Origin of the sequence: Streptomyces canus (assembly GCF_030816965.1) — a bacterium.
Lineage (GTDB): Bacteria > Actinomycetota > Actinomycetes > Streptomycetales > Streptomycetaceae > Streptomyces > Streptomyces canus_E.
Genome location: NZ_JAUSYQ010000002.1, coordinates 7,957,007 through 7,980,012 on the forward strand (window position 1 = coordinate 7,957,007; position 23,006 = coordinate 7,980,012).

The 23,006-nt window shown below is 70.8% G+C and carries 19 protein-coding genes; 6 read left to right on the plus strand and 13 right to left on the minus strand.

The annotated features are described in order from the left end of the window. The first annotated feature begins 270 nt into the window (after positions 1-270). Positions 271-1,122: an isocitrate lyase/PEP mutase family protein gene (locus QF027_RS37455; RefSeq protein ID WP_307079656.1), complete on the plus strand. Its 852-nt coding sequence runs from the start codon at positions 271-273 to the stop codon at positions 1,120-1,122. Here QF027_RS37455 and QF027_RS37460 read toward each other — a convergent pair. The 4 genes from QF027_RS37460 to QF027_RS37475 form a co-directional block, all read right to left on the minus strand. Next, the gene (locus QF027_RS37460; protein ID WP_307079658.1) at positions 1,097-1,747 is read right to left on the minus strand and encodes a hypothetical protein; all 651 of its coding nucleotides are present in this window, start codon (positions 1,745-1,747) and stop codon (positions 1,097-1,099) included. The two genes, QF027_RS37455 and QF027_RS37460, sit on opposite strands and share 26 nt — an antisense overlap. Before the next feature lie 93 nt (positions 1,748-1,840). Then, complete coding sequence (locus QF027_RS37465; protein WP_307079660.1) at positions 1,841-2,536, minus strand: DUF1775 domain-containing protein; 696 nt, start codon at positions 2,534-2,536, stop codon at positions 1,841-1,843. Between the two features lie 71 nt (positions 2,537-2,607). Further along, a complete protein-coding gene (locus tag QF027_RS37470; protein ID WP_307079661.1) occupies positions 2,608-3,234 on the minus strand; it encodes a hypothetical protein in 627 nt (208 codons plus the stop codon). A gap of 68 nt (positions 3,235-3,302) precedes the next feature. Continuing rightward, positions 3,303-3,527 (minus strand): twin-arginine translocase TatA/TatE family subunit, encoded by a 225-nt coding sequence (locus QF027_RS37475; protein ID WP_307079663.1) that lies wholly within the window; start codon positions 3,525-3,527, stop codon positions 3,303-3,305. A 266-nt stretch (positions 3,528-3,793) separates the two neighbouring features. Here QF027_RS37475 and QF027_RS37480 point away from each other — a divergent pair, with 266 nt between their 5' ends. The 3 genes from QF027_RS37480 (at position 3,794) to rox (ending at position 7,762) form a co-directional block, all read left to right on the plus strand. Next, positions 3,794-5,110, plus strand: a complete 1,317-nt coding sequence (locus QF027_RS37480; protein WP_306974657.1) for a hemolysin family protein — start codon at positions 3,794-3,796, stop codon at positions 5,108-5,110. Next, the gene (locus tag QF027_RS37485; protein WP_307079665.1) at positions 5,107-6,129 is read left to right on the plus strand and encodes a hemolysin family protein; all 1,023 of its coding nucleotides are present in this window, start codon (positions 5,107-5,109) and stop codon (positions 6,127-6,129) included. Before QF027_RS37480 ends, QF027_RS37485 begins: the two co-directional genes overlap by 4 nt. Before the next feature lie 202 nt (positions 6,130-6,331). Next, the gene (gene rox / locus QF027_RS37490) at positions 6,332-7,762 is read left to right on the plus strand and encodes a rifampin monooxygenase (RefSeq protein WP_307079667.1); all 1,431 of its coding nucleotides are present in this window, start codon (positions 6,332-6,334) and stop codon (positions 7,760-7,762) included. A 236-nt stretch (positions 7,763-7,998) separates the two neighbouring features. Here the strand turns inward: rox and QF027_RS37495 are convergent, their stop codons facing one another. Both QF027_RS37495 and QF027_RS37500 read right to left on the minus strand, forming a co-directional pair. Next, positions 7,999-9,645, minus strand: coding sequence for a purine-cytosine permease family protein (locus QF027_RS37495; RefSeq protein ID WP_307079669.1), 1,647 nt, complete (start codon positions 9,643-9,645; stop codon positions 7,999-8,001). Between the two features lie 287 nt (positions 9,646-9,932). Then, on the minus strand, positions 9,933-10,277 hold the full coding sequence (locus tag QF027_RS37500; protein WP_306974647.1) for a helix-turn-helix transcriptional regulator: 345 nt from the start codon (positions 10,275-10,277) through the stop codon (positions 9,933-9,935). A gap of 130 nt (positions 10,278-10,407) precedes the next feature. Here QF027_RS37500 and QF027_RS37505 point away from each other — a divergent pair, with 130 nt between their 5' ends. After that, entirely contained in the window at positions 10,408-11,187 is a 780-nt protein-coding gene (locus QF027_RS37505) for an ANTAR domain-containing protein (RefSeq protein ID WP_307079670.1), read from the plus strand. A gap of 701 nt (positions 11,188-11,888) precedes the next feature. On the opposite strand, the gene meaB is transcribed toward QF027_RS37505, so the two are convergent. From meaB to QF027_RS37520, 3 genes are read right to left on the minus strand one after another with little or no spacing between them, the layout of a single operon-like run. Next, positions 11,889-12,878: a methylmalonyl Co-A mutase-associated GTPase MeaB gene (gene meaB / locus QF027_RS37510; RefSeq protein ID WP_307079672.1), complete on the minus strand. Its 990-nt coding sequence runs from the start codon at positions 12,876-12,878 to the stop codon at positions 11,889-11,891. Then, positions 12,875-15,049, minus strand: coding sequence for a methylmalonyl-CoA mutase (gene scpA / locus QF027_RS37515; protein ID WP_307079674.1), 2,175 nt, complete (start codon positions 15,047-15,049; stop codon positions 12,875-12,877). The genes meaB and scpA overlap by 4 nt, the downstream gene beginning before the upstream one ends. Then, positions 15,049-16,857 carry a methylmalonyl-CoA mutase family protein gene (locus QF027_RS37520; RefSeq protein WP_307079675.1) on the minus strand — a complete coding sequence of 603 codons (1,809 nt, stop codon included), beginning with the start codon at positions 16,855-16,857 and terminating at the stop codon, positions 15,049-15,051. The genes scpA and QF027_RS37520 overlap by 1 nt, the downstream gene beginning before the upstream one ends. A gap of 467 nt (positions 16,858-17,324) precedes the next feature. Here QF027_RS37520 and qcrB point away from each other — a divergent pair, with 467 nt between their 5' ends. Continuing rightward, positions 17,325-18,878, plus strand: coding sequence for a cytochrome bc1 complex cytochrome b subunit (gene qcrB, locus QF027_RS37525; protein ID WP_307079677.1), 1,554 nt, complete (start codon positions 17,325-17,327; stop codon positions 18,876-18,878). Here qcrB and ctaF read toward each other — a convergent pair. From ctaF to QF027_RS37545, 4 genes are all read right to left on the minus strand, one after another. Next, on the minus strand, positions 18,808-19,197 hold the full coding sequence (ctaF, locus tag QF027_RS37530) for an aa3-type cytochrome oxidase subunit IV (protein WP_307079679.1): 390 nt from the start codon (positions 19,195-19,197) through the stop codon (positions 18,808-18,810). The genes qcrB and ctaF overlap by 71 nt on opposite strands. Beyond that, the gene (gene ctaD / locus QF027_RS37535; RefSeq protein ID WP_307079680.1) at positions 19,194-20,867 is read right to left on the minus strand and encodes an aa3-type cytochrome oxidase subunit I; all 1,674 of its coding nucleotides are present in this window, start codon (positions 20,865-20,867) and stop codon (positions 19,194-19,196) included. Before ctaD ends, ctaF begins: the two co-directional genes overlap by 4 nt. A 353-nt stretch (positions 20,868-21,220) precedes the next feature. Continuing rightward, on the minus strand, positions 21,221-21,958 hold the full coding sequence (locus QF027_RS37540) for a GAF domain-containing protein (RefSeq protein WP_307079682.1): 738 nt from the start codon (positions 21,956-21,958) through the stop codon (positions 21,221-21,223). Positions 21,959-22,009: 51 nt separating this feature from the next. Beyond that, the gene (locus QF027_RS37545; RefSeq protein WP_307079684.1) at positions 22,010-22,684 is read right to left on the minus strand and encodes a GAF and ANTAR domain-containing protein; all 675 of its coding nucleotides are present in this window, start codon (positions 22,682-22,684) and stop codon (positions 22,010-22,012) included. Between the last annotated feature and the right edge of the window lie 322 nt (positions 22,685-23,006).

Genomic DNA, 23,006 nt, shown 5'->3' on the forward strand with positions numbered 1-23,006 from the left:
GCACCGAGGCCGTCGGCGTACGGTACGTCTCCGCAGCGCCCTTTGTTCAGAGCGTGCCTCCGGTTCCGGTCGCCGTCGCCTCCGCCGCACGGCGTCGGTCAAGCGGTGTGTCGGACCGGGGCCTGGCCGGCGCCTGACCCGTTCCGACGGCCCACGGTCGGCTCACGACGGGCGCCGAAGACCACACCGCACAACGAGTCCGCCTCGCGCCGTCCGCGGGCGTACGTTCTCCGGGAGCCCGTCGAGGGGCGGCGGGCCGGGAAGGACCGTGTGGACACCGACAGTCGAGCCAAGGCGCAGCGCTTCGCCGACCTGCACCGGGAGGGCTGCTTCCTGCTCCCCAACGCGTGGGACGTGGGCAGCGCCCGGATCCTGGAGGCGGCCGGGTTCCCGGCCGTGGCGACCACGAGCGCGGGCGTCGCGTTCTCCCTCGGACGGACCGACCACGACTTCTTCGCCGAACAGCCGGCCGAGGACCGCGTCGACCGCGAGACCATGCTGCGCCGGGTGCACGAGATCGCGGGCGGGATCTCCGTACCGCTGAGCGCGGACCTGGAGGACGGATACGGCGAGTCGCCCGAGACCGTCGCCACCACCATCGCGAGGACGCTCGCCGCCGGGGCCGCCGGAGCCAACATCGAGGACTTCACCGGCGACCGAGCCCGTCCGCTCTACGACGAGAAGCTCTCCGCCGACCGCATCCGCGCCGCCCGCGAGACCCTCGCGGCCGACGGCGAGCCCTTCGTCCTGGTCGGCCGCACCGACGTGCTGCTGGTCGGCGGCCCGCTCGACGACGCCGTACGGCGCGCGAACGCCTATCTGGAGGCCGGCGCCGACTGCGCGTTCGTCCCCGGCGCCGCCGACGCCAAGACCATCCGCACGCTGGTGCGCGAACTCGACGGCCCGCTCAACGTGGTGATGGGCCTGACCGGCAACGCGCTCTCTCTCGACGACCTGCGCGAACTCGGCGTCCGCCGGGTCACGGTCGGCGGCAGCATCGCCCGCGCGATGTACCGCCATCTGCTCGACGCGGCACGGGAGTTGGCCGACAGGGGCACGTTCTCGTACGCCGCCGACCAGCTCTCCCAGACGGAGCTCAACGACCTGTTCCGGCAGGGCTAGAGGCAGGGCTGGAGACGGAACCGGGGACAGGGCTGGAGGGCGGCACCGCGCAGCTGGGTGCCTCGGGGGCGTCCTCGGCGTGCCGGGTCAGCGCGCAGACCGTACGCAGAGCGACCTTCCAGCCGCCGTCCTGGAGTACGGCCGCCCCCGGGCCGCCGGGATCCAATCGGCGGCCCTCGCGCGTGAGGTCGTAGGCCACATCGGCGTGCACGTCCGAGGTGTACGACACGGAGGTCACCTCGGCGCGCAGCTTGCTGCCGCTCGGGTCGCGGAACAGGTTGTCGATCATCAGGGCGTTCTCGTCGCCGTCCTCGACGACCTCACTGCGCTGCTCCAGGGAGGACTTCGGGTCGAAGAGGACCGCCCATGCCTGCCGGATGTCCTGCTCGGCCTGTCGTGGATCCGGGGGCGCGGTGGCGGTCGGAGCCGGGGAGGCGGAGACCGACGGGGAGCCGCCGGCCGTGGTCGCGCCCGGTGACCCGGCGGCGGAGGACCGGGCCGTCCGGGCGGCCCCGCCGTCGCCACCGCCGTCGTTGTCGTCACAGGCTCCGGTGAGGACGAGGGCGGTGACCGCCAGGGCCACCGCCCAGGCCCCGTGCCGTGCAGGGAGGTTCGCACAGGTCATGGCACTCCATCTCCCGGGTACGCCGTGTGGCTGGCCTACCCGGAGGCGGGGGATTCATCCAGGACGTGCGGGAAATCCCCGCACGTGGTACGCCTACTCCTCGGCGCCGCCCCGCCGCCGTACCGCGAAGACCACCGCCGCCGCCGCGACGAGGACCCCCGCGCCGATCCCGGTCCAGGCACCCGCGGACAGCCCGCCCTCGTCGTCCTTCTCGGTGTCGGCGGCCTGCGGGGATGCTGCGGGGGTCGTCTCCTCAGGCGTGGGCGACGGTGACGCCGACGCGCCGGGGGAGGGGCTGACCGGCTTCGCCCCTGGTGCCGCGGCCTTCAGCTTCAGCGTCGGCGCCGGGTTCTCGCCGTTCTCGTCGAGCTCGATCCAGCGGTCGACGTGCCCGTCGCCGTAGGTCTGGAGGGTTTTGAAGGGCACCTCCTCCGCGTCGGGCAACTGCCGCACGACGACGGAGTACTCGGCGCTCTCGCCGGTCTTCAGTTCCGCGCCCTTGACGGTGTAGCCGTCGTCGGTCGCGCTGAACCTCCAGCCCTTGGGCCCCCCGTCGTACGTCACGTCGGCCGGCGCGATGCCCTCGGGCAGGACCACGCGCACCTCCTTGATCCCGGAGGTGTCGGACTCGGCCTCGGCGTGGAAGGAGACGGTGACGTTCTCGGCGAGGGCCTGCGCCTTGTCGGCCTCGACCTCGGTGTGGGCGGCGGCCGGAACGGCGGTCAGGAGTACGGCGGTCGCGGCTCCGGCGGCCGCAACGCACAGGCGGGGCAGGGTGATACGGGACATGCGGGTCTCCAGGCAGGGCGGTACGGCGGGACGGTCGTCCGGCGGGGCCGGACCGGCGCGTCCCGGTGGGGTCAGTGGGCGAGAGCTGCGCTCGCCGCAGGAGGACCCCGCCGTACCACCGTGTGCGCCAGCGACGGCCGTTCCGTGAGCGGCCGTTCGTCGTACGTCGGCACGACGACCAGTGCGGCCGCGGGCGCGGGTGACGCGGGCCGGGTGAACAGCAGCCGGGCGGCGGCCAACCGGTCCCGGACCGCGTCGAGTGCCGTCGTCACCCCGCGGGCCACCGTCCAGCAGGCCGCGTCCGCGCGGTGCAGCAGGACGGCGACGAGCACGGCGACCACTGAGTGGGCCGCCGTCATGGCGAGGGAGCCGTGGAGCCGTTCGTGCCACGCCGGGTGGGCGTCGTGCACGTGTCCGCCAGGGTGATGCCCGGCCGCGTTGAGCGTCAGCCACAGATGAAGCCCGGACTGTCCCGCGACACTGCAGGCGACGACCGCCGCCAGGCTTCGGGGCCGTTGCACACCGATGAGACCCACCGCGAAGAGCACGGCCGTCGCGGCGGCCCCCTGTCTCCAGGGCACCGGGCCCTCGGCGAGGAGATGATGGGCGCCGATCCCGAGCACCGTACCGACGACGGCGAACACCGCGGCCCGCAGAAAGGGCAGAGGCGCGCGAGTCGTGGTGGTCGGCAGGTACATGGCCCGCTCATCATGGGGCATCGCGGGGCCGGCCGGCAGGGGAACCCGTACTCCCGGTGCCGTGTTTCTCAGCGTGTGCCGTGGCTCTGCTCGGTCCCCGCGGCGGTCCCGGGTCGGAGGACCTCTCCCTGGATGACCTGGGGTTCCGGGCCCCCCTCCTTCGCCGCACGCGCCTCCGCCTTGAGGATGCGGGCCGACTTGCCCGCGGTACGGGTCAGTTCCGGACCCTTCTTGACGGCGATGACCGCTATGACGACGATCAGGATGATCGCGAGCTCACTCAGTCCGAACATGGGGAAGGCCTCCGTCAGAGGTTGGCACCCGGGTCGGACGAGACGCCCGCCGGACCGGCAGCGTACCCGCAGACCTGGGGCGAAGGGGAAGGCCAGGTGATGCCGGGCGATGCGGCCGACGTGGTCGTGGCCTCAGGTCGCTTTGCCTGTCCTTTACTATGGATGCGACCTGCCCCGCCACGAAGGAGCCACAGTTCCGCAATGGGTGAGCCTCCCAGTACCGGCCGCGCCGCGATCCCCACACACGGACGGGCGGGGGTGCACCGGTGACCGAGATCCTGCTGCTTGTGCTGGCCCTGCTCCTCACCCTGGCCTGTGCCGTGTTCGTCGCGGCCGAGTTCTCCCTGACCACCGTCGAGCGCGGTGACCTGGAGCGGGCCGCCGAGGCCGGTGAGCGCGGCGCCGAGGGCGCGCTCAGGGCCGTACGCCGACTGACCTTCCAGCTCTCCGGCGCCCAGCTCGGCATCACGGTCACCTCGCTGGTGATCGGCATGCTCGCGGAACCCTCCCTCGCGGTGCTTCTCAGGGGCCCGCTGGAGGCCGTCGGCCTCGGCGGAGCCGCCGCGCCGGTGGCGACCGCGCTGGGCGTGGCCCTGTCCACCGTCGTGCTGATGGTGGTGGGCGAGCTGGTCCCGAAGAACTGGGCGATCTCCCGCCCGCTGGCCGTCGCCAAGGTGGTGGCCGGACCGCAGAGCGCCTTCACCGCCTTCTTCGGCCCCTTCATCCGCCATCTCAACAACACCGCGAACCGCTTCGTACGGCGTTTCGGCCTGGAGCCCGCCGAGGAGCTGGCCTCCGCCCGCAGCCCCGAGGAGCTTGTCGCGCTCGCCGAGCACTCCGCCGCCGAGGGCGCCCTGGAGGCCGACTCCGCCGAACTGTTCGTGCGCACCCTGCACCTGGGCGAGCTGACCGCCGAGAACGTCATGACACCGCGCGTCGACGTCAAGGCCCTCGAAGCCCATGCCACCGCCGCCGACGCCGCGAACCTCACCCACGCCACCGGCCTGTCCCGCTTCCCTGTCTACCGGGACAGCCTGGACGAGGTCATCGGCACCGTGCACATCCGTGACGTGCTCGCCCTGGAACCGCACCAGCGCGCCACCACCCCGGTCACCGAGCTGGCCACCGCCCCCCTGCTGGTCCCGGACAGCCTCACCGCCGACCGGCTCCTGGTGCGGCTGCGGGTCACCCGCACCATGGCCGTCGTCATCGACGAGTACGGCGGCACGGCGGGCGTGGCGACGGTCGAGGACATCGTGGAGGAGGTCGTCGGAGAGGTCCGCGACGAGCACGACCCCGTGGAGATACCCGATCTGCGGCCCGCCGGTGCGCGGGCCTGGGAGGCGGAGGGCTCGGTCCGCGTCGACCGGCTCGGCGAGATAGGGCTCACGGTGCCCGAGGGGCCGTACGAGACGGTGGCCGGACTGGTCGCCAGCCGCCTCGCACGCATCCCAGCCAAGGGCGACGACCTCGAGGTGGACGGCGGCTGGCGTCTGGAGGTCCTCGAGGTCGACCATCACCGGGCCGACCGCGTCCGGATCACCGCACCGTCCCTGGTCCGGACCGGGGAGGAGGCCCGATGACCACCGTCCAGCTGCTCGTCGGCGCGCTGACGCTGCTGACCAACGCCTTCTTCGTGGGCGGCGAGTTCGCCCTGATCTCCGTGCGCCGCAGCCAGATCGAGCCGCGCGCGCGTGCCGGCCACAAGCGGGCCCGGATGACCCTCTGGGGTCTCGAACACCTCTCCGCGATGATGGCCACCGCCCAACTCGGCATCACCGTCTCCTCGCTGGTGCTCGGCGCGGTCGCCGAACCGGCCATCGCGCACCTGCTGGAGCCCGGCTTCCACGCGGCCCACATCCCGCAGGGCCTGATCCACCCGATCGCGTTCGTCATCGCCCTGTCGCTGGCCACGTATCTGCACATGCTGATCGGCGAGATGGTCCCGAAGAACATCGCGCTCGCGGCCCCCGTGCCGACCGCCCTGCTGCTCGGACCGCCTCTCGTGGCCCTCACGCGTGCGTTGAAGCCCTTCGTGTTCGGCATCAACGCCTTCGCCAACACCCTGCTGAGGCTGCTGCGCGTGGAGCCCAAGGACGAGGTCGAGTCGGTGTTCACCGACGACCAGCTCGCCCGCATGGTCGTCGACGCCAGTGAGGCGGGACTGCTCTCGCCCGCCGACGGCGAGCGGCTGCGGGACGCACTGGAGCTGGGCACCCGGCCGGTCGGCGAGATCCTCGTCCCCACCCAGAAGATGCGGACCGTGGACGTCTCGGTCACCCCGGCGCGGCTCGAGCGGGTCGCCGCAGAGGCGGGCTACTCCCGCTTCCCGGTCACCGGCCCGGACGGCACCCTGCTGGGCTACCTGCACATCAAGGACACCCTCGGCGCCACCGACCGCGACCGGCCCTTCCCCCGCGCCACCCTGCACCCGGTCACCCGGGTCCGCATCGACACCCCGCTGGACGACACCCTCACCGCGCTGCGCGCCGACGGGAGTCATCTGGCGGCGGTGACGGGGGAGACGGGGGCCGTCCTCGGTTTCGTGACCATGGAGGACGTCCTGTCCGAGCTGGTCGGGCCGACACCGGCCGCCGCCTGACCGCCGGGCCTCGGTCGCCGAGGCGCTGTCTGCAACCCCAGTCGGGCTGATCGGCGTTCCGCGTGGACACATGAGGAAAGGCAAGGAGGTCACCACCTCCTTGCCCTCTTCAACGTATAGCCCACGGGGGACCTTGCGGCAAGGCCCCGGTGCCGGCGCACAATCCCCGTCCGAGGCCAGAACCTGCGGAAACGGGGATTCAGTGTTCGACGTGATCATCGCCGGTGGCGGACCGACCGGTCTGATGCTGGCCGCCGAGTTGCGGTTGCACGGTGTGCGGGTGGTCGTGCTGGAGAAGGCGGTGGAGCCGACCGAGATCGTCCGCTCGCTCGGCCTGCACGTGCGCAGCATCGAGGTGATGGACCAGCGCGGGCTGCTGGAGCGGTTCCTCGCGCACGGAAAGCGGTTCGAGGCAGGCGGTTTCTTCGCCGCCATCGACAAGCCCTGGCCTGCCCGGCTGGACAGCGCTCACGCCTATGTCCTCGGCATCCCGCAGACGGTCACCGACCGCCTGCTGGCCGAGCACGCCGTCGATCTCGGCACCGAGATCCGGCGTGGCTGCGAGCTGGTCGGGCTGAGCCAGGACGCCGACGGGGTGAGCGTCGACCTCGCCGACGGCACGCGACTGCGCTCGCGCCATCTCGTCGGCTGCGACGGCGGCCGCAGCACGGTGCGCAAGCTGCTCGGTGTCGGTTTCCCCGGCGCGCCCGCCGAGGTCGAGATCCTGCTGGGCGCGATGGAGGTGGGCGTGCCGCCGGAGACGGTGACCGCCGTGGTGAGCCACGTCCGGCAGACCCAGAAGCTGTTCGGCCTCGGACCCGTCGGGGACGGGCTGTACCGCGTCGTCGTGCCCGCCGAGGCGGTGACCGGGGACCGCTCGGTCGCGCCGACCCTGGAGGAGTTCAAACGACGACTCAGGGCGGTCGCCGGCACGGACTTCGGTGTGCACTCACCACACTGGCTCTCCCGTTTCGGCGACGCCACCCGGCAGGCCGAGCGCTACCGGGTCGGCCGGGTGCTGCTGGCCGGCGACGCGGCGCACGTCCATCCGCCGGTGGGCGGGCAGGGCCTCAACCTCGGTATCCAGGACGCGTTCAACCTGGGCTGGAAACTGGCCGCCGAGGTGGCCGGCTGGGCACCGCGGGACCTGCTGGACAGCTACCACGCCGAACGGCACCCGGTGGCCGCCGACGTGCTGAACAACACCCGTGCCCAGATGGAGCTGCTGTCCACCGAGCCGGGACCGCAGGCGGTGCGTCGGCTGCTGGCTCAGCTGATGGACTTCGACGAGGTGAACCGGTACCTGATCGAGAAGATCACCGCGATCGGTGTCCGCTACGACTTCGGTGCGGGCCATGAACTCCTCGGCCGGCGCCTGCGGGACCTCACGCTGAGGCGCGGCCGCCTCTACGGGCTGATGCACGCCGGCCGCGGACTGCTGCTCGACCAGACCGGCCGGCTCTCTGTGGCGGGCTGGTCGGACCGGGTCGACCACGTCGTCGACGTCAGCGAGGAACTGGACGCGCCCGCGGTACTGCTGCGGCCGGACGGCCATGTGGCGTGGGCCGGCGAGGACCAGCGGGAACTGCTGGACCGGCTGCCCAGGTGGTTCGGCACGGCCGCACGCGAGTGAGGCACCGCGCCGCCGCCGACCCGCATGTCGGCCTTCGTGACGCTCCACCGGCGCGGGAGGTGCGGGAGCCGTCGAGGACAAGCACGAGCACGCGCAGGGGCCGGCTCGGGCGGACGTGGACGCGGGCAGACCGAGGGGAAGGCCAACTGAGCAGCGGGGCACGCCTTTTGGCGGCAACCGGCCCCACCCGCCGTCGGCACGGTACGCCCCCCAGCGGGAGGGCGTACCGGGTGGTGTCACACGGTGGCGGGCAGGACGTGGTCGCCGGTCTTGTCCGTGCTCAGGCACAGTGAGCAGACCACCGCGTCGTGGGTGGCGCAGGCGGCCAGGTCCGGGCGCTCGTAGGGCTGGTGGCAGACGTGGCAGTCGTAGGTTACCGCGCTGGGGTTGCCCTCCGCGTCGAGCATGGGCTCGTCGAGGCCGTCGTCGGCGCGGCGCAGGTAGTACTTGCCCTTGGTGGCGATCGCCATCAGCGGGGTGAGGACGAAGGCGATGACGGCGGCGGCGACGGGGGAGTACGGCTGGAGGGTGTCGCCGAGGCCGTGGAAGTACATGGCGATGGACAGTGCGGACGCGGCGACGAAGGCCACCACACCGACGGGATTGACCGCGTAGAGCATGCCGCGGCGGAACTCGGGGGCGAGCGGGGACAGTTTGAGCAGGTACTTGTTGATGCCGATGTCAGTGGCGACGGTGACGACCCAGGCGATCGCGCAGTTCGAGTAGAAGCCCAGGATGTCGTTGAGGAAGCTGAACATGTCGGCCTCCATCAGGACCAGCGCGAAGCCCAGGTTGACCAGGACGAAGACCATGCGGCCGGGGTAGTGCTTGGTGAGCCGGGTGAAGGAGTTGGTCCAGGCGAGCGAGCCGGAGTAGGCGTTCGTCACGTTGATCTTGATCTGGCTGATCACGACGAGGGCCACGGCCAGCGGGAGCACCAGCCAGGACGGCATCATCGCGTCGAAGGCGCCCTTGAACTGCTGGATCGGCTCGGGCGCGACGTCCGGTCCGACCTTGGCCAGGATGTAGACGGCGAGGAAGACACCGATGGCCTGCTTGAGCGCGCCGAGCAGCACCCAGCCGGGTCCGGCCATGACCACCGCGGTCCACCAGGTGCGCTTGTTCGCCTCGGTCTTGGGCGGCATGAAGCGCAGATAGTCGATCTGCTCACCGATCTGCGCGATGAGCGAGAGGCACACACCCGCGCCCAGCAGCACGGAGGCGGTGTTGACCCCGCCGTCGCCGTCGGTGCCCGCGTAGGCGAGGAAGCGGTCGACGGTGCCCGGGTCGGTGGAGACGAGGTAGACCAGCGGGCCGACCATCAGCAGAAGCCAGACCGGGGTCGTCCAGACCTGGAGCTTGCTGAGCGCCTTCATGCCGTAGATGACCAGTGGGATCACCATCAGCGTGGAGACCAGGTAGCCCAGCCACAAGGGCAGTCCGAGGCCGAGCTTGAGGCCCTGGGCCATGATCGAGCCTTCGAGGGCGAAGAAGATGAAGGTGAAGCTGGCGAAGATGACGCTGGTGAGGACCGAGCCGTAGTAGCCGAAGCCGGAGCCGCGGGTGATCAGGTCGAGGTCGATGTTGTAGCGGGCGCCGTAGTAGGCGAGGGGGAAACCGGTGACGAAGATGACGACGGCGGCGACAGCGATCGCCACGAGCGCGTTGCCGGTGCCGTGAGCCAGGCCGATGCCGGCGCCGATGGAGAAGTCGGCCATGTACGCGATGCCGCCGAGTGCCGTGGTGGCCACGACCATGGGGGTCCAGCGGCGGTAACTGCGGGGCGCGAACCGGAGGGTGTAGTCCTCCAGGGTCTCCTTGGCCGCCTGATCGGCGGATTTCGACGGGTCTGCCGTTGTCGGCCGCGACTCTGTGGTGCTCATGTCACGCCTCCCGGTGCTGCTCGTGCGGGCGGTGGGGGGTGCGTGGGAGCCCGCCTTGGCGTCGTCGTCAGGCCGGGAGGTCGACGGGCCGTCATGAGCGGTTCATGACCCTGTATACGACTCGGATCCCACGGCCTGTCACGCTAGAAAGCGGTTGTTACCGACGGGCCTGGTTGTCATGAACGCGGCGTTTCCGGAATCTCACCCGTGCTGATCGCGGGGTCGCGTCGAGGTGTGTTCCCGTTGTACGAGTCGCCTGCCGAAGCAGGTGGGGTCAGTGCGCCGCGTCAGGCTGGAGTGTGCCGCCGACTGTCGGGGAGCGGGTTGCGGTCCGCCTCGTCCTGGACGAGCAGCGAGAGCAGTGACGCCACCGTCAGGCCGGCTTCGGCGGGATGGCGCAGGACCTTGCTCGGCTCGATGCGGTAGGTGTTGGTGCGGCCCTCCCGTACGTGCGAGAGGTATCCGTCCTGCTCCAGATCGGAAATGATCTTCTGGACGGCGCGTTCGGTGAGGCGGCAGTGCGCCGCGATGTCGCGGATCCGGACGCTGGGATTGTCGGCGATCACGGCCAGCACCCGTGCGTGGTTGGTGACGAACGTCCATCCGGTGTGAGATTCGGGCACTCCATCCATGGCGGCAGTCTAGCGACCGGATGTTCACGCATTCAAAAACCTGAACCGAAATTCATGTATTGGTTGACGTGTGTGGGTGGGAGAGGGAGTCTGAGAGGCAGAGGCAGCCGAGCACATGAGGGAGAGGGCCATGCCGGAACCTGCGCACTCGGCGCAGCGCCTCACCACGCTGGACGCGCGTCCGCCGTGTCTGGCCACGATCGAGGCCGTGGTGGCCGGGGAGCGGACGGACGTCACCTGCCGCGGTGAGTTCGACATCGGAGCCCAGGCGCTCCAGGCCGAGCTGTACGCCGTCCTGGACCGTTCGGTCACCGGGGTGGACCTGGATCTGGACGGAGTCGGGTTCTGTGACTGCGGCGGCCTCAACCTCCTGCTGGACCTGCGCAGGGAGGCCCTGGCCCAGGGCAAGACGGTCACCGTCCAGGCGTACAGCCCGGCCGTCGGACGCCTGCTCGACCTGACCGGCGCCCGGGAGCTGTTCGTGACCGAGGACTCTGCACACTCCGACGCCCCGGCGGCCGAGCACGCGCCCGTCCCCGAGGAGCGGTCTCAGGCCTTGGGGGTCGACCAGGAGCTGCGTCTGGAGGTCGACCAGCTGCGCCGGGCGATGCGGACCCGGCCGACCATCGACGCGGCCCGCGGGATCGTCATGGCCACCTTCGGGCTGACCGCCGAGGACGCCTGGACGGTGCTCGTCACCGCCTCCCAGAACACCAACACCAAGCTGCACCACCTCGCGCAGGCCCTGATGGGGGCCGTCAGCGGTGCCCAGGTGCCGGAGGAGCTGCGACAGCAGATGGCGGTGGCCGTCGCCAAGGTGCGGGAGACCTCGCCCACCCCGTCCGACGACCTGGCGGTGCCGGAGGCGGGGCCGGAGTCTCAGGGCTCCACGCCCCGGCCGGCTGCGTGACTTCCAGGGGGCCCGCCCGACCGCCTCGGAGACCCCGAGGCCGACCGCTGCCGACGAGCGGCACTTCGCGGCCACCACGGAGTGCCTGGAGTGACCTCCCGTTTCGGACCCGTCAACTCCGGTGCCGGGCCAGGCCACTTGGCCCACCAGGTCGTACGGCCGACGCGGCGCCGCGTGAGGCACCGGCGTGGCTGACGGCGTCGAAGGGGTCCGCGCAGGCCGCCCGGGCTTCAGAGGATCCCGTGGTGATGCTCGCCGGCTTCTCCGGATGGGTCGATGGGGTGCGGGCGCAGGAGGCGGGTGCGCGCGGCCACGTCCTCAGGGCCGGACAGTCCGAGGACCCTTTCCGCGCCCTGCGCAGCGCCGCGGCGGGCGGGATGGGGCTCGCGCCCGGGGGCGTCGCCGCGGGGGGTGAACGGGCCGCTCCTGTCGGGCGCCGGGAAGTCCGACTTCCCGCGTGTGCCGGGTGGACCGAGTCCGGCGTGTGCGGGGTGGACCGACCTCCCGTGCGTGCCGAGAAGTCCGGCTCGGCTTCGGCGTATCCGGTGCAAGGGCCACGACACACGAGAACCCGGAGGGCGGGTGGCCATGCACACCCAGCCACAATCCCCGACCGGTGACGTGAGCGCGGATCTTCGTCCTCGACCACGTCGACCTGGTCGAGAGCCCCCGCACCCGACGGCGATCGGCCGGCCGGGCACCTACCTGCGCTCGGTGTCCTGACCGAACGCCTGAAGGATCCGTTCGGCGGCCAGCGTGGCCGTCAACCGGCCCTCCCGGACCCGCTGTTCGAGGTCGGGGGCGAGGGACTGCACGGCCGGGTCGGCGTGCAGGCGGCCGAGCAGTTCGTCCCGCACCATCGCCCAGGTCCAGCCGACCTGCTGGTCCCGCCGCTTGGCGGTGAGCCGCCCGGTGGAGTCGAGGAGCGTCCGGTGCTGCTCGAGCCGCTCCCACACCACGTCGAGGCCGGTCGACTCGCGGGCACTGCAACTCAGCACCGGGGGAGTCCAGAAGGCGTCCTTGCCGTGCATGAGCCGCAGTGCGCCCGCCAGTTCACGTGCGGCCGCGCGGGCGTCGCGCTCGTGCGGGCCGTCCGCCTTGTTGACCGCGATCACGTCGGCGAGTTCCAGGACGCCCTTCTTGATGCCCTGGAGCTGGTCGCCGGTGCGGGCCAGGCTCAGCAGCAGGAAGGAGTCGACCATGTCGGCGACCGCGGTCTCCGACTGTCCGACGCCGACGGTCTCGACCAGGATCACGTCGTAGCCGGCGGCCTCCATCACGACCATCGACTCCCGGGTCGCCTTCGCCACTCCGCCGAGCGTGCCCGCGCTGGGGGAGGGCCGTACGAAGGCGGCCGGGTCGACGGCCAGGCGCTCCATCCGGGTCTTGTCGCCGAGGATCGACCCGCCGGTACGGCTGGAGGAAGGGTCCACCGCGAGCACCGCCACCCGATGCCCGAGCGAGGTCAGCATCGTGCCGAACGCGTCGATGAACGTCGACTTGCCCACGCCCGGCACCCCACTCACCCCGATTCGCCGTGCCCGGCCGCTGTGCGGGAGCAGCTCGGTGAGCAACTCCTGTGCCTGCGACCGGTGTCGGGGGTGCGTGGACTCGACGAGGGTGATGGCGCGGGCCACGATCGCCCGCTTCCCGTCGAGCACGCCCTTCACATACGTGTCGAGATCGATCACTGCCCGTGCCCGAGGTCGGCCGACAGACGCTCCACCAGGTCGTACGCCGCGTCCGGGATCACCGTCCCCGGCGGGAACACGGCCGCCGCGCCCATCTCCAGGAGGGTCGGCACGTCCTGTGGCGGGATGACCCCGCCCACCACGATCATGATGTCCTCCCGGCCCTCCTCGGAGAGCGCCTCGCGCAGCGCCGGTACGAGGGTGAGGTGCCCCGCGGCGAGGGACGAGACGCCGACGATGTGCACGTCCGCCTCCACGGCCTGCCGGGCCACCTCGCCCGGGGTCTGGAACAGGGGGCCGACGTCGACGTCGAAGCCGAGGTCGGCGAAGGCGGTGGCGATCACCTTCTGACCGCGGTCGTGGCCGTCCTGGCCCATCTTGGCGACCAGGATGCGCGGGCGGCGGCCCTCGGCCTCGTCGAAGGCGTCCACCAGCGCGCGGGTGCGGTCCACGTTCGGGGACTCTCCTGCTTCGTTGCGGTACACGCCGGAGATCGTACGGATCTGGCTCGCGTGCCGGCCGTACACCTTCTCCAGGGCGTCGGAGATCTCGCCGACGGTGGCCTTCGCGCGGGCGGCGTGCACGGCCAGTTCCAGCAGGTTGCCGTCGCCGTCGGCGGCCCGGGTCAGCGCGTCCAGCGCGTCCCGGCACGCGGTCTCGTCCCGCTCGGCGCGCAGCCGCCGCAGCTTCTCGATCTGCTGGGTCCGCACGGAGGAGTTGTCGACCTTGAGGACGTCGATCGCCTCGTCGGTCTCGACCCGGTACTTGTTGACGCCGATCACCGGCTGCCGTCCGGAGTCGATACGGGCCTGGGTGCGCGCCGCCGCCTCCTCGATACGCAGCTTGGGGATGCCGGCGTCGATCGCCTTGGCCATGCCGCCGGCCGCCTCCACCTCCTGGATGTGCTGCCAGGCCTTGCGTGCGAGGTCGTACGTCAGCTTCTCCACGTACGCGCTGCCGCCCCACGGGTCGATGACCCGGGTCGTGCCGGACTCCTGCTGGATCAGCAGCTGGGTGTTGCGGGCGATGCGCGCGGAGAAGTCGGTGGGCAGCGCCAGTGCCTCGTCGAGGGCGTTGGTGTGCAGCGACTGGGTGTGGCCCTGCGTGGCCGCCATCGCCTCGACGCAGGTGCGCGTCACGTTGTTGAACACGTCCTGTGCGGTCAGCGACCAGCCGGAGGTCTGCGAATGGGTGCGCAGGGAAAGGGACTTGGGGTTCTGCGGGTCGAACTGCCGGACCAGCTTGGCCCACAGCAGGCGGGCCGCGCGCAGCTTGGCGATCTCCATGAAGAAGTTCATGCCGATCGCCCAGAAGAAGGACAGCCGGGGCGCGAACGCGTCCACGTCCAGACCGACTTCACGGCCCGCCCGGAGGTACTCCACGCCGTCCGCGAGGGTGTACGCCAGCTCCAGGTCCGCCGTGGCCCCCGCCTCCTGGATGTGGTAGCCCGAGATGGAGATCGAGTTGTAGCGGGGCATCCGTTGCGAGGTGTAGGCGAAGATGTCGGAGATGATCCGCATCGACGGCTTCGGCGGATAGATGTAGGTGTTGCGGACCATGAACTCCTTGAGGATGTCGTTCTGGATGGTCCCGGCCAACTTCTCGGGCGGTACGCCCTGTTCCTCCGCGGCGACGATGTACAGCGCCAGTACCGGCAGCACGGCGCCGTTCATCGTCATCGACACGGACATCCTGTCCAGCGGGATGCCGTCGAAGAGCTGCCGCATGTCGAGGATCGAGTCGATGGCGACACCCGCCATGCCGACGTCACCGGTCACCCGCGGGTGGTCGCTGTCGTAACCGCGGTGCGTGGGCAGATCGAAGGCGACCGACAGGCCCTTCTGGCCGGCCGCGAGGTTGCGCCGGTAGAAGGCGTTGGACTCCTCGGCGGTGGAGAAGCCCGCGTACTGACGGATCGTCCAGGGCTGGTTGACGTACATCGTCGGATACGGTCCGCGCAGATACGGGGCCACACCCGGGTACGTCTCCAGGAAGTCCAGTCCCTCCAGGTCGGCGCCGGTGTAGAGCGGCTTGACCTCGATGCCCTCCGGCGTCTCCCAGACCGGCTCGGCGCCCTCGGTGGCGTTCTTGACGGCCGTACGCCACTCGTCGGCGCCGCCGGCGGTGGTCGGGGTCCCCAGCTCGATGCCGGTGAAGTCGGGGATTCCCATCAGGACACTCCCATGCGGTCGAGGGTGGCGGTGAGCACGGCGACGGCGTCGCAGCCGGCGAAGACGTAGGAGTCCACACCGGAGTACTGCCCGGGCCGCCCGGCGAGGAACACGTGCCGCGCGCCTGCCGCCCTCAGGGTCCGTGCGACGTCCTCGGCCTGTTCCTCGTACAGCGCGTCGCTGGAGCACAGGCAGACCTCGGTGGCGCCGCTCTCCTCGAAGGTGCCCTCGGTGACGGGCTCGATGCCGCCGGCCTGGAAGAGGTTGGCGGCGAAGGTCGTGCGCGCGGTGTGGGCGGCGGCGGGGCCGATCGCGGCCAGGAAGACCCGCGGCCGGGACCCGGTCGCCGCGAGGTGGGCGTCGGAGCGGGCGCGCAGGTCCTCGTACGCCTCGTCGCGCCGGACGCGGGGCAGACCGCCCGTCGGCTGCTCGGGGGCGGGGTCCCGTACGACCGGCTTCTCGGACAGGAACGGGAACTCACTGACGCCGGTGACGGGTTCGCGGCGCGTCGCGAGCTTCTTGGAGCGCTGCGCCCATGTCGTCGCCAGGTCCGTGCGGAGGCGGCCGGAGCGCAGGACGGCCGCCTGGCCGCCGTCGCGTTCGATCGTCCGGAAGAACCGCCAGGCGGCCTCGGCGAGTTCGTCGGTGAGCCGCTCCACGTACCAGGAGCCGCCCGCCGGGTCGATCACCCGGGACAGATGCGACTCCTCGACCAGGATCGTCGAGGTGTTGCGGGCGATCCGCCGGGCGAACGCGTCCGGCAGACCGAGCGCGTGGTCGAAGGGCAGCACGGTGACGGCATCGGCCCCGCCGACCCCGGCGGCCAGGGTGGCGATCGTGGCGCGCAGCATGTTCACCCACGGGTCGCGGCGGGTCATCATCACCGGCGAGACCACGGCGTGCTGTGCCTGCGCTCCGGCGCCGGGCGCCCCGCACACCTCGGCGACCCGCGCCCACAGCCGGCGCGCGGCCCGCAGCTTGGCGATCGTCAGGAACTGGTCGGCCGTCGCCGCGTACCGGAACTCCAGCTGTGCGCAGGCCTGTTCCACACTCAGTCCGGCCTCGGTCAGCTCACGCAGATAGGCGACACCGGTGGCGATCGAGACGCCGAGCTCCTGCGCGGCCGAGCCGCCGGCCTCGTGGTACGGCAGCGCGTCCACGGTCAGCGCCCGCAGCCCGGGGTACTCCTCGGCGCACCGGCGTGCGAGGGGGACGACCGGCGCGAAGTCCGACGCCTCGCTCGTACGCGCCTCGAGGCCCAGCGGGTCGGCGCCGAGACTGCCGCGCGCGGCCTTCCTGTCGATGCCGCGCTCGTCGTAGAGACGCAGCAACTCCTGTGCGGCGCTGGCGACTTGGCTGCCCGCGTCCAGGGCGACCGGCGCGAGGTCGAGGTAGACGCCGTCGAGGACCGTGCCGAGCGACCCGACCGGGATGCCGCCCTCGCCCGCGACCAGCCACAGCGAGGTGACGCCGTTCTCCAGGTCGGTGAGCACCGCGGCGTTGTCGGCGACCGCGTGCCGCTGCCGTACGTCCCAGCCGCCGGTGGTGTTCCCCTCGGCGCGGGCGCCGCGCACGAAGGGTGCGAAGCCGGGGAAACCGGGGTCGGGTGCGGCATCGTGCGCGGTGTACAGGGGGCGGGTGCGCAGCCCGTCCTCGAGCGCGGTGGACAGGGCGTCCTCAGCTGCCGTGCCGGAGACTTCCTTGCCCGACTTGCGCAGGACACCCGCCACCAGGCCGTGCCACTGTTCAAGGTTCGCGTCAGGGAACTCGGCGGCCAGCGAGAGCCCGTCGTCAGGCAGGACCGTCATGCTCGGATGCTAGGCCAGACCCCCAAAGGAGCAGGAGGGGGCACGGCTGTGACCTTGCCCTCTGCGAGGTTGTGACCCCGGTCTCGCGGGCCCCGGAAGCGGTCGCCCGCTGAGCTTGTCATGCGCAGACAGGCTCAGCGGCGCAGCACCAGGTCAGTCCTCCTGGGTGGCCACGTGCCGTTCCGACAGCGGCTCGCACAACCCGACTTCCGGCGCGCTCGAACCGGGGTGACACCCCAGTCCTTCACGGCGGGACACCGAGCGGCCCCAGGCTTGCCCCTCGGCCGCCTCCGAACGGGTGCTGTGTGCCCGCTGGGGAGTGTTTCGCCGCCGCTGGGTACTCGCCGGCTGTTCCGGCGGGGACAGAAAGGACGGCGGCTGTACCGGCGCCGCGGGCGAGTCCGGTGGGTGGCAGAAGGAGCGGTTCGCGTGGAGCGAGTGCGTTGCGGGTCCGACCGGGAGGACGGATGAGGACGACACGGCGTCGCCCGGCACCGCCCTCGTCCGCGCAACGGGCGGACGGCCGGGTCCGCCGGCCCGGGGAGCGCCTCGCGGACGCGGCCGACGGGCGCCTGCCCGTGCTCGACGGTGGCGGGCGGATACTGCGCAAGGCGTTCCCGGACCACTGGTCGTTCCTGCTGGGTGAGATCGCGCTCTACAGCTTGATCGTCCTGGTGCTCACCGGGGTCTGGCTGACGTTCTTCTTCCGTCCGGAGATGAGGGAGGTCGTGTACCAGGGGCAGTACGTGCCCCTGCGCGGCGTCCGGATGTCGGCGGCCTTCGACTCCACCCTGCACATCAGCTTCGACGTACGCGGCGGGCTCCTCGTCCGCCAGACGCATCACTGGGCGGCGCTCGTCTTCGTCGCCGCGATCGGCCTGCATCTGCTGCGGATCTTCTTCACCGGAGCCTTCCGCAGGCCCCGGGAGGTGAACTGGGTCATCGGCCTCACGCTGTTCGTGCTCGCGCTCGCCGAGGGCTTCGCGGGCTACTCGCTCCCCGACGACCTGCTGTCCGGCACGGGGCTGCGCATCGCGCAGGGCATCATGCTGTCGATCCCGGTCGTGGGCACGTATGTGAGCATGTTCGTGTTCGGTGCCGAGTACCCCGGTGAGGACATCGTTCCGCGGCTGTACGGCATGCACATCCTGCTGTTGCCCGGGGCGTTGATCGCCCTGGTCACGGTGCACCTGATCCTGGTGTTCCACCTGAAGCACACCCAGTGGCGGGGCCCCGGACACTCGAACCGCAACGCGGTCGGCAAGCCGTTCCACCCGCAGTTCATGGCCTCCTCCGGCGGCCTGTTCCTCATGGTCTTCGGGGTCCTGGCGCTGCTCGGGGGCGTCGCCCAGGTCAACCCGGTGTGGGTGTACGGGCCCTACCGGCCGGACCAGGCGTCGACCGGTTCCCAGCCCGACTGGTACGTCGGTTTCCTGGAGGGCGCACTGCGGCTCGTACCTCCGTGGGAGACGACCCTCGCCGGACACACCCTCATGTGGAACGTGCTCCTCCCGGCGGTCGTCCTGCCCGCGCTGCTGTTCCTCGTGCTGTATCTGTACCCCTTCGTCGAGCAGCGGCTGACCGGGGAACGGAGTCAGGAGCAGCACCTGTGCGACCGGCCGCGGGAACGTCCCGTCCGTACCGGTCTCGGTGCCGCCGGCATCACCTTCTACGGCGTTCTGCTGCTGGCCGGCGGCAACGACGTCGTGGCCCAGACCTTCCGGATCTCGCTGAACACCCTCACCTGGGTGCTGCGCATCGCCCTTGTGGTGGCGCCGGTGCTGGTCTTCCTGCTCACGCGCCGACTCTGCCACGCCCTCCTGGACGCCGAACGCGAGACCCTGGAGGAGGGCGAGGAAACCGGTGAGGTGCGCCAGAACGTGGCAGGCGGATACGAGAGCGGACATCGGCCCGTCGACCACTTCCGGCCCGGGGCTCCCCGGGTCCCGATCAGCTCTGCCGACGGGCGTACTGGAACACCATCCCGAGAACACCCCGAGCCAGCACCCCGAAGCCGATGAGGAAGAGCCACAGGCCGTAGACGACCCCTGTGGACGCGATCGCGAAGCCGAGCGCGGTGACGATCGGCCACGGACTCTGCGGCGGGAAGAACTCCAACGGCCCGGCCGCGTCGGCCACCTCCGCGTCCGTACGGTCCTGCGGGCGCCGGCCCTTGCGCCGGTACTGCACGGCGCAGAAGAAACTCACCAGGGCGCCCATCAGGAAGGCGACCACCAGTGCGGCCGTCCCGGCGGGATCTCGGGACCACCAGCCGTAGAGCGCGGCGGCACCCGCGAAGAACGCGGCCACGCCGCCGAAGAGCAAGGCCTCGACCTTCATCGCAAGCCCGCCTTCTTCGCCTGACGGACGATCTCGGGATGATGCAGGTCGAACGCGGGAGACTCCGAACGGACACGGGGAAGCGCCACGAAGTTGTGGCGCGGCGGCGGACAGGACGTCGCCCACTCCAGGCCGCGTCCGTACCCCCAGGGATCGTCCTCGGTGACCTGCCTTCCGTGCCGGGCCGTGTGCCAGACGTTGTACAGGAAGGGCAGCGTGGAGACGCCGAGCAGGAACGCCCCCGCCGACGAGAGGGTGTTGAGGAGCGTGAAGCCGTCGGCGGCCAGGTAGTCGGCGTACCGGCGCGGCATGCCCTCCTCGCCGAGCCAGTGCTGCACCAGAAAGGTGAGGTGGAACGCGGGGAACAGCAGCCAGAAGTGCAGTTTGCCGAGCCGCTCGTCGAGCGTCTTCCCGGTGAACTTGGGCCACCAGAAGTAGAACCCGGCGAACATCGCGAAGACGACGGTGCCGAACAGGACGTAGTGCAGATGGGCCACGATGAAGTACGAGTCGGTGAGGTGGAAGTCGAGCGGCGGGGAAGCGATCAGTACGCCGCTCAGGCCGCCGAGCAGGAACGACACCAGGAATCCCAGCGACCACAGCATCGGTGTCTCGAACGAGATCGACCCGTTGACCATCGTGCCGATCCACGCGAAGAACTTGATTCCGGTCGGCACCGCGATGAGGAACGACATCAGGGAGAAGAACGGCAGCAGTACCGCGCCGGTGGCGAACATGTGGTGTGCCCACACCACCGACGACAGCATGGTGATCGCGATCGTCGCCCCGATCAGCGGCAGATACCCCCACAGGGGCTTGCGTGAGAACACCGGCAGGATCTCGGAGATGATCCCGAAGAACGGCAGCGCGACGATGTAGACCTCCGGATGGCCGAAGAACCAGAAGAGGTGCTGCCACAGCAGGGAGCCCCCGTTCGCCGGGTCGAAGACATGGGCGCCGAACTTCCGGTCCGCCTCCAGGGCGAGCAGCGCGGCGGTCAGGACCGGGAAGGCGGGCAGCACCAGGATCGACGTGAACAGGATGTTCCAGGTGAAGATCGGCATCCGGAACATCGTCATCCCGGGAGCCCGCAGACACAGGATGGTCGTGATGAAGTTGACCGCGCCGAGTGTCGTCGACACACCGGTCACGACCAGACCCATCACCCACAGGTCACCGCCCGCCCCGGGGGAGTGGTAGGAACTGTTCAGCGGCGCGTACGCGAACCAGCCGAACGCGGCGGCGCCGCCGGGCACCACGAAGCCCGACACGACCATCAGGCCGCCGAAGAGGTACATCCAGTAGGACAAGGCGTTCAGCCGGGGGAACGCGACGTCCGGCGCCCCGATCTGCAGGGGCATCACGGCATTGGCGAACCCCGCGAACATCGGGGTCGCGAAGAGCAGCATCATGATCGTGCCGTGCATCGTGAAGAGCTGGTTGTAGGTGTGCTCGTTCACGAACTGCAGCCCAGGACGGGCGAGTTCGGCCCGCATGGCCAGCGCCAGCAAGCCCGCGAACAGGAAGAAGCCGAAGGCCGTGACCATGTAGAGGCGACCGATCTCCTTGTGATCCGTCGTCTGGGCCAGGCGCAACAGCGTATGGCCGAGCGAGTGCTGGGAGGCGGTCGGAGACTCGGCCTGGCCGGCGCGTTCAGAGAGCTCGGTCATCGTCCTCCTCGACGGGATGCCTTGGGACCGGAGGCACCCCGAGAGCCATGCCGTAGAGCGGAGAAGCGGCATGCGAGTGCCCTGGCAGAGCGGTGGGAAACCGGCCGGACACCGGCGTCGGCGACGCTATCGGCGAGACCGCAGGGACACCTGCCGCGCCACGCCCGCTGTCCGCCGTCAGAGGGGCTCCTCGCCAAGAGACGTCGACGGCGGTTGCCCCGCTCCGGCGGCTCAGCCGTCAAGCAGGGGCTGCTTGCCACCCGGTTGCAGGCGACGGGGCCCGTGACGGACGAGCTGCCGACGGTCGCGCACGCTGTTGCAGACTCAACCGCACGGGTTGACACAGGTGCGCGTCACGTCCGGGGCTTTGCCTCGACGACGGCGGCCGGGTTCATGTCGCGGTGGACCAGGGCTTGGACGGTTTCGGTGAGGCGGAGTCTCCGTTGCTTCGCGTAGGTGGTGAGCAGTTGCGAGGCGTCGGCGATGGTGGTGTCCGCGTACTGGGCGATCATGCCCTTGGCGATCTCCAGGGTGGCTTTGGAGGCGATGACGCTCTGGACGCGGGTGATGACGTCGTCGGACCGGGCGGGCTCGGTGGACCAGTGCATCAGGGCCAGCGCGGCAGAGTCCGCGAGGGCCTGCGCCAGATGGACGTCGTCGTCGTTCAGGCGGCCGGGGCGTCGCCGTAGCAGTGTGAGTGCTCCCAGCGGTCGCTCCTGCAGACGCATAGGGATCGCCTGTAGGGAGTCGTAGCCGACTTCGGTCATGACGGTGGCCAGTTCCGGCCGGCGTTCACGCTCGGCGGCGATGTCGGGGACGCTCACCGGTTCGCCGATGCGGTAGCTGTCCATGCAGGGGCCGTGGCCGTTCTGCAGTTGGAGCAGTTCTGCGAAGGCGGCGTCCTCGTCGGTCGATGCCATCGTCCTCAGGCCGCCTCGCGCGTCGGCGATCATGACGGCGGCCGCGTCGACGTCCAGCAGGTCGTGGCAGGCGTGGACCAGGCTGTGGAAGAGGTGCAGTGGGTCGAACTCCGCGGCGTAGGTGTCCGACAGGGCGAGGAAAGCCTGCGCCAGCTGTCGCTCGCGGTTCATGGTCGCCTCCCCGGCGCTGTGGTTACGGGTACCGGCACGGGTGCCGGCCGCTCAGTCATCGCGGAGGTCCATGGTGCGCTCGATGATCGCCCGGGCCACTTCCGTGGCGGTGCGGCCGTGGGTGAAGGCTCGCGCACGCAGGCGCAGCAGCGCTTCCTCGGCGCTCACGCCCAGCTGCATCATGATCATCCCGGTGGCCTGATGCACCTCCTCCCGGTCCGATTCCGCTCCTGGCAGCCACGTTACGACTCCTTCGAAGTCCGGGGAAGCCTGATCAAGGGCGAGGACGGTCAGGGTGACCGCGTCGGCGACCAGCAGTGCGGTCCGGAGACGATCGGCACTCAACGAACCCGGTGTCTTCTGGTACAGGTCAAGGGTGCCCAGGGGCGTTCCGTTGCCCGCCAGAGGCAGGGAGAAAACCGCCTCGACGCCGGCTTTGGTGGCCTGCACGCTGAACAGCGGCCAGCGGCGCGTGTCCGGAGCACGTGTCAGGTTCGTCGCGAAGACGGGGGCGCGCAGGCGGGTCGCCTCCCGGCACGGTCCCTCGCCGAGCGTGTACTGGATCTCCGCCAGCCGCGCCGCGACGTCTGCGCTGGCGCACAGCACGACGCCCCTGTCCGAGCCGTCCGCCGGCATCGAGATGGACAGCCCCGCCACTTCCGGGAGCAGCGCGAGGCAGTTGCGGCACAGGGCGCCGGGCGCCTCGGACGGAGACAGGCCGCTCATGCCGGCGACGAGTTCGCTGACGATACGAGACCGCTCGACATCCGTCTCCTGCTCGGCCTCTCCACCCCCCCCAGCAGCTCGTCACCCGGCATGTCCCTCACCTCCCGTCCCACTCCGCGCGACGATTCCACGCGATCTTGGCACAGGCACGTAGGTCTGACCCAGAGCCGGGTACACGCGACGGATCGACAGGGCGGGCCCAATTCGCCCGCGTGGGACGCCGTGCCGACCGCTTTTCGGGGGCGTAGCGTCCTCTTAGGGGCACGTTCGGCACGGCCTGGTGAGCGTATGCCGTGTCCCGGGGCATACCGGACCGTCCGGC

Excerpts from the sequence above, each read along its gene's own strand:
- QF027_RS37475 (WP_307079663.1), bottom strand. The coding sequence starts at position 3,527 with ATGTTCGGACTGAGTGAGCTCGCGATCATCCTGATCGTCGTCATAGCG.
- scpA (WP_307079674.1), bottom strand. The coding sequence starts at position 15,049 with ATGGGAATCCCCGACTTCACCGGCATCGAGCTGGGGACCCCGACCACC.
- QF027_RS37465 (WP_307079660.1), bottom strand. The coding sequence starts at position 2,536 with ATGTCCCGTATCACCCTGCCCCGCCTGTGCGTTGCGGCCGCCGGAGCC.
- ctaD (WP_307079680.1), bottom strand. The coding sequence starts at position 20,867 with ATGACCGAGCTCTCTGAACGCGCCGGCCAGGCCGAGTCTCCGACCGCC.
- QF027_RS37485 (WP_307079665.1), top strand. The coding sequence starts at position 5,107 with ATGACCACCGTCCAGCTGCTCGTCGGCGCGCTGACGCTGCTGACCAAC.
- QF027_RS37460 (WP_307079658.1), bottom strand. The coding sequence starts at position 1,747 with ATGACCTGTGCGAACCTCCCTGCACGGCACGGGGCCTGGGCGGTGGCC.
- QF027_RS37500 (WP_306974647.1), bottom strand. The coding sequence starts at position 10,277 with ATGGATGGAGTGCCCGAATCTCACACCGGATGGACGTTCGTCACCAAC.
- QF027_RS37505 (WP_307079670.1), top strand. The coding sequence starts at position 10,408 with ATGCCGGAACCTGCGCACTCGGCGCAGCGCCTCACCACGCTGGACGCG.
- QF027_RS37470 (WP_307079661.1), bottom strand. The coding sequence starts at position 3,234 with ATGTACCTGCCGACCACCACGACTCGCGCGCCTCTGCCCTTTCTGCGG.
- QF027_RS37540 (WP_307079682.1), bottom strand. The coding sequence starts at position 21,958 with ATGAACCGCGAGCGACAGCTGGCGCAGGCTTTCCTCGCCCTGTCGGAC.
- QF027_RS37545 (WP_307079684.1), bottom strand. The coding sequence starts at position 22,684 with ATGAGCGGCCTGTCTCCGTCCGAGGCGCCCGGCGCCCTGTGCCGCAAC.
- QF027_RS37495 (WP_307079669.1), bottom strand. The coding sequence starts at position 9,645 with ATGAGCACCACAGAGTCGCGGCCGACAACGGCAGACCCGTCGAAATCC.
- qcrB (WP_307079677.1), top strand. The coding sequence starts at position 17,325 with ATGAGGACGACACGGCGTCGCCCGGCACCGCCCTCGTCCGCGCAACGG.
- ctaF (WP_307079679.1), bottom strand. The coding sequence starts at position 19,197 with ATGAAGGTCGAGGCCTTGCTCTTCGGCGGCGTGGCCGCGTTCTTCGCG.
- QF027_RS37520 (WP_307079675.1), bottom strand. The coding sequence starts at position 16,857 with ATGACGGTCCTGCCTGACGACGGGCTCTCGCTGGCCGCCGAGTTCCCT.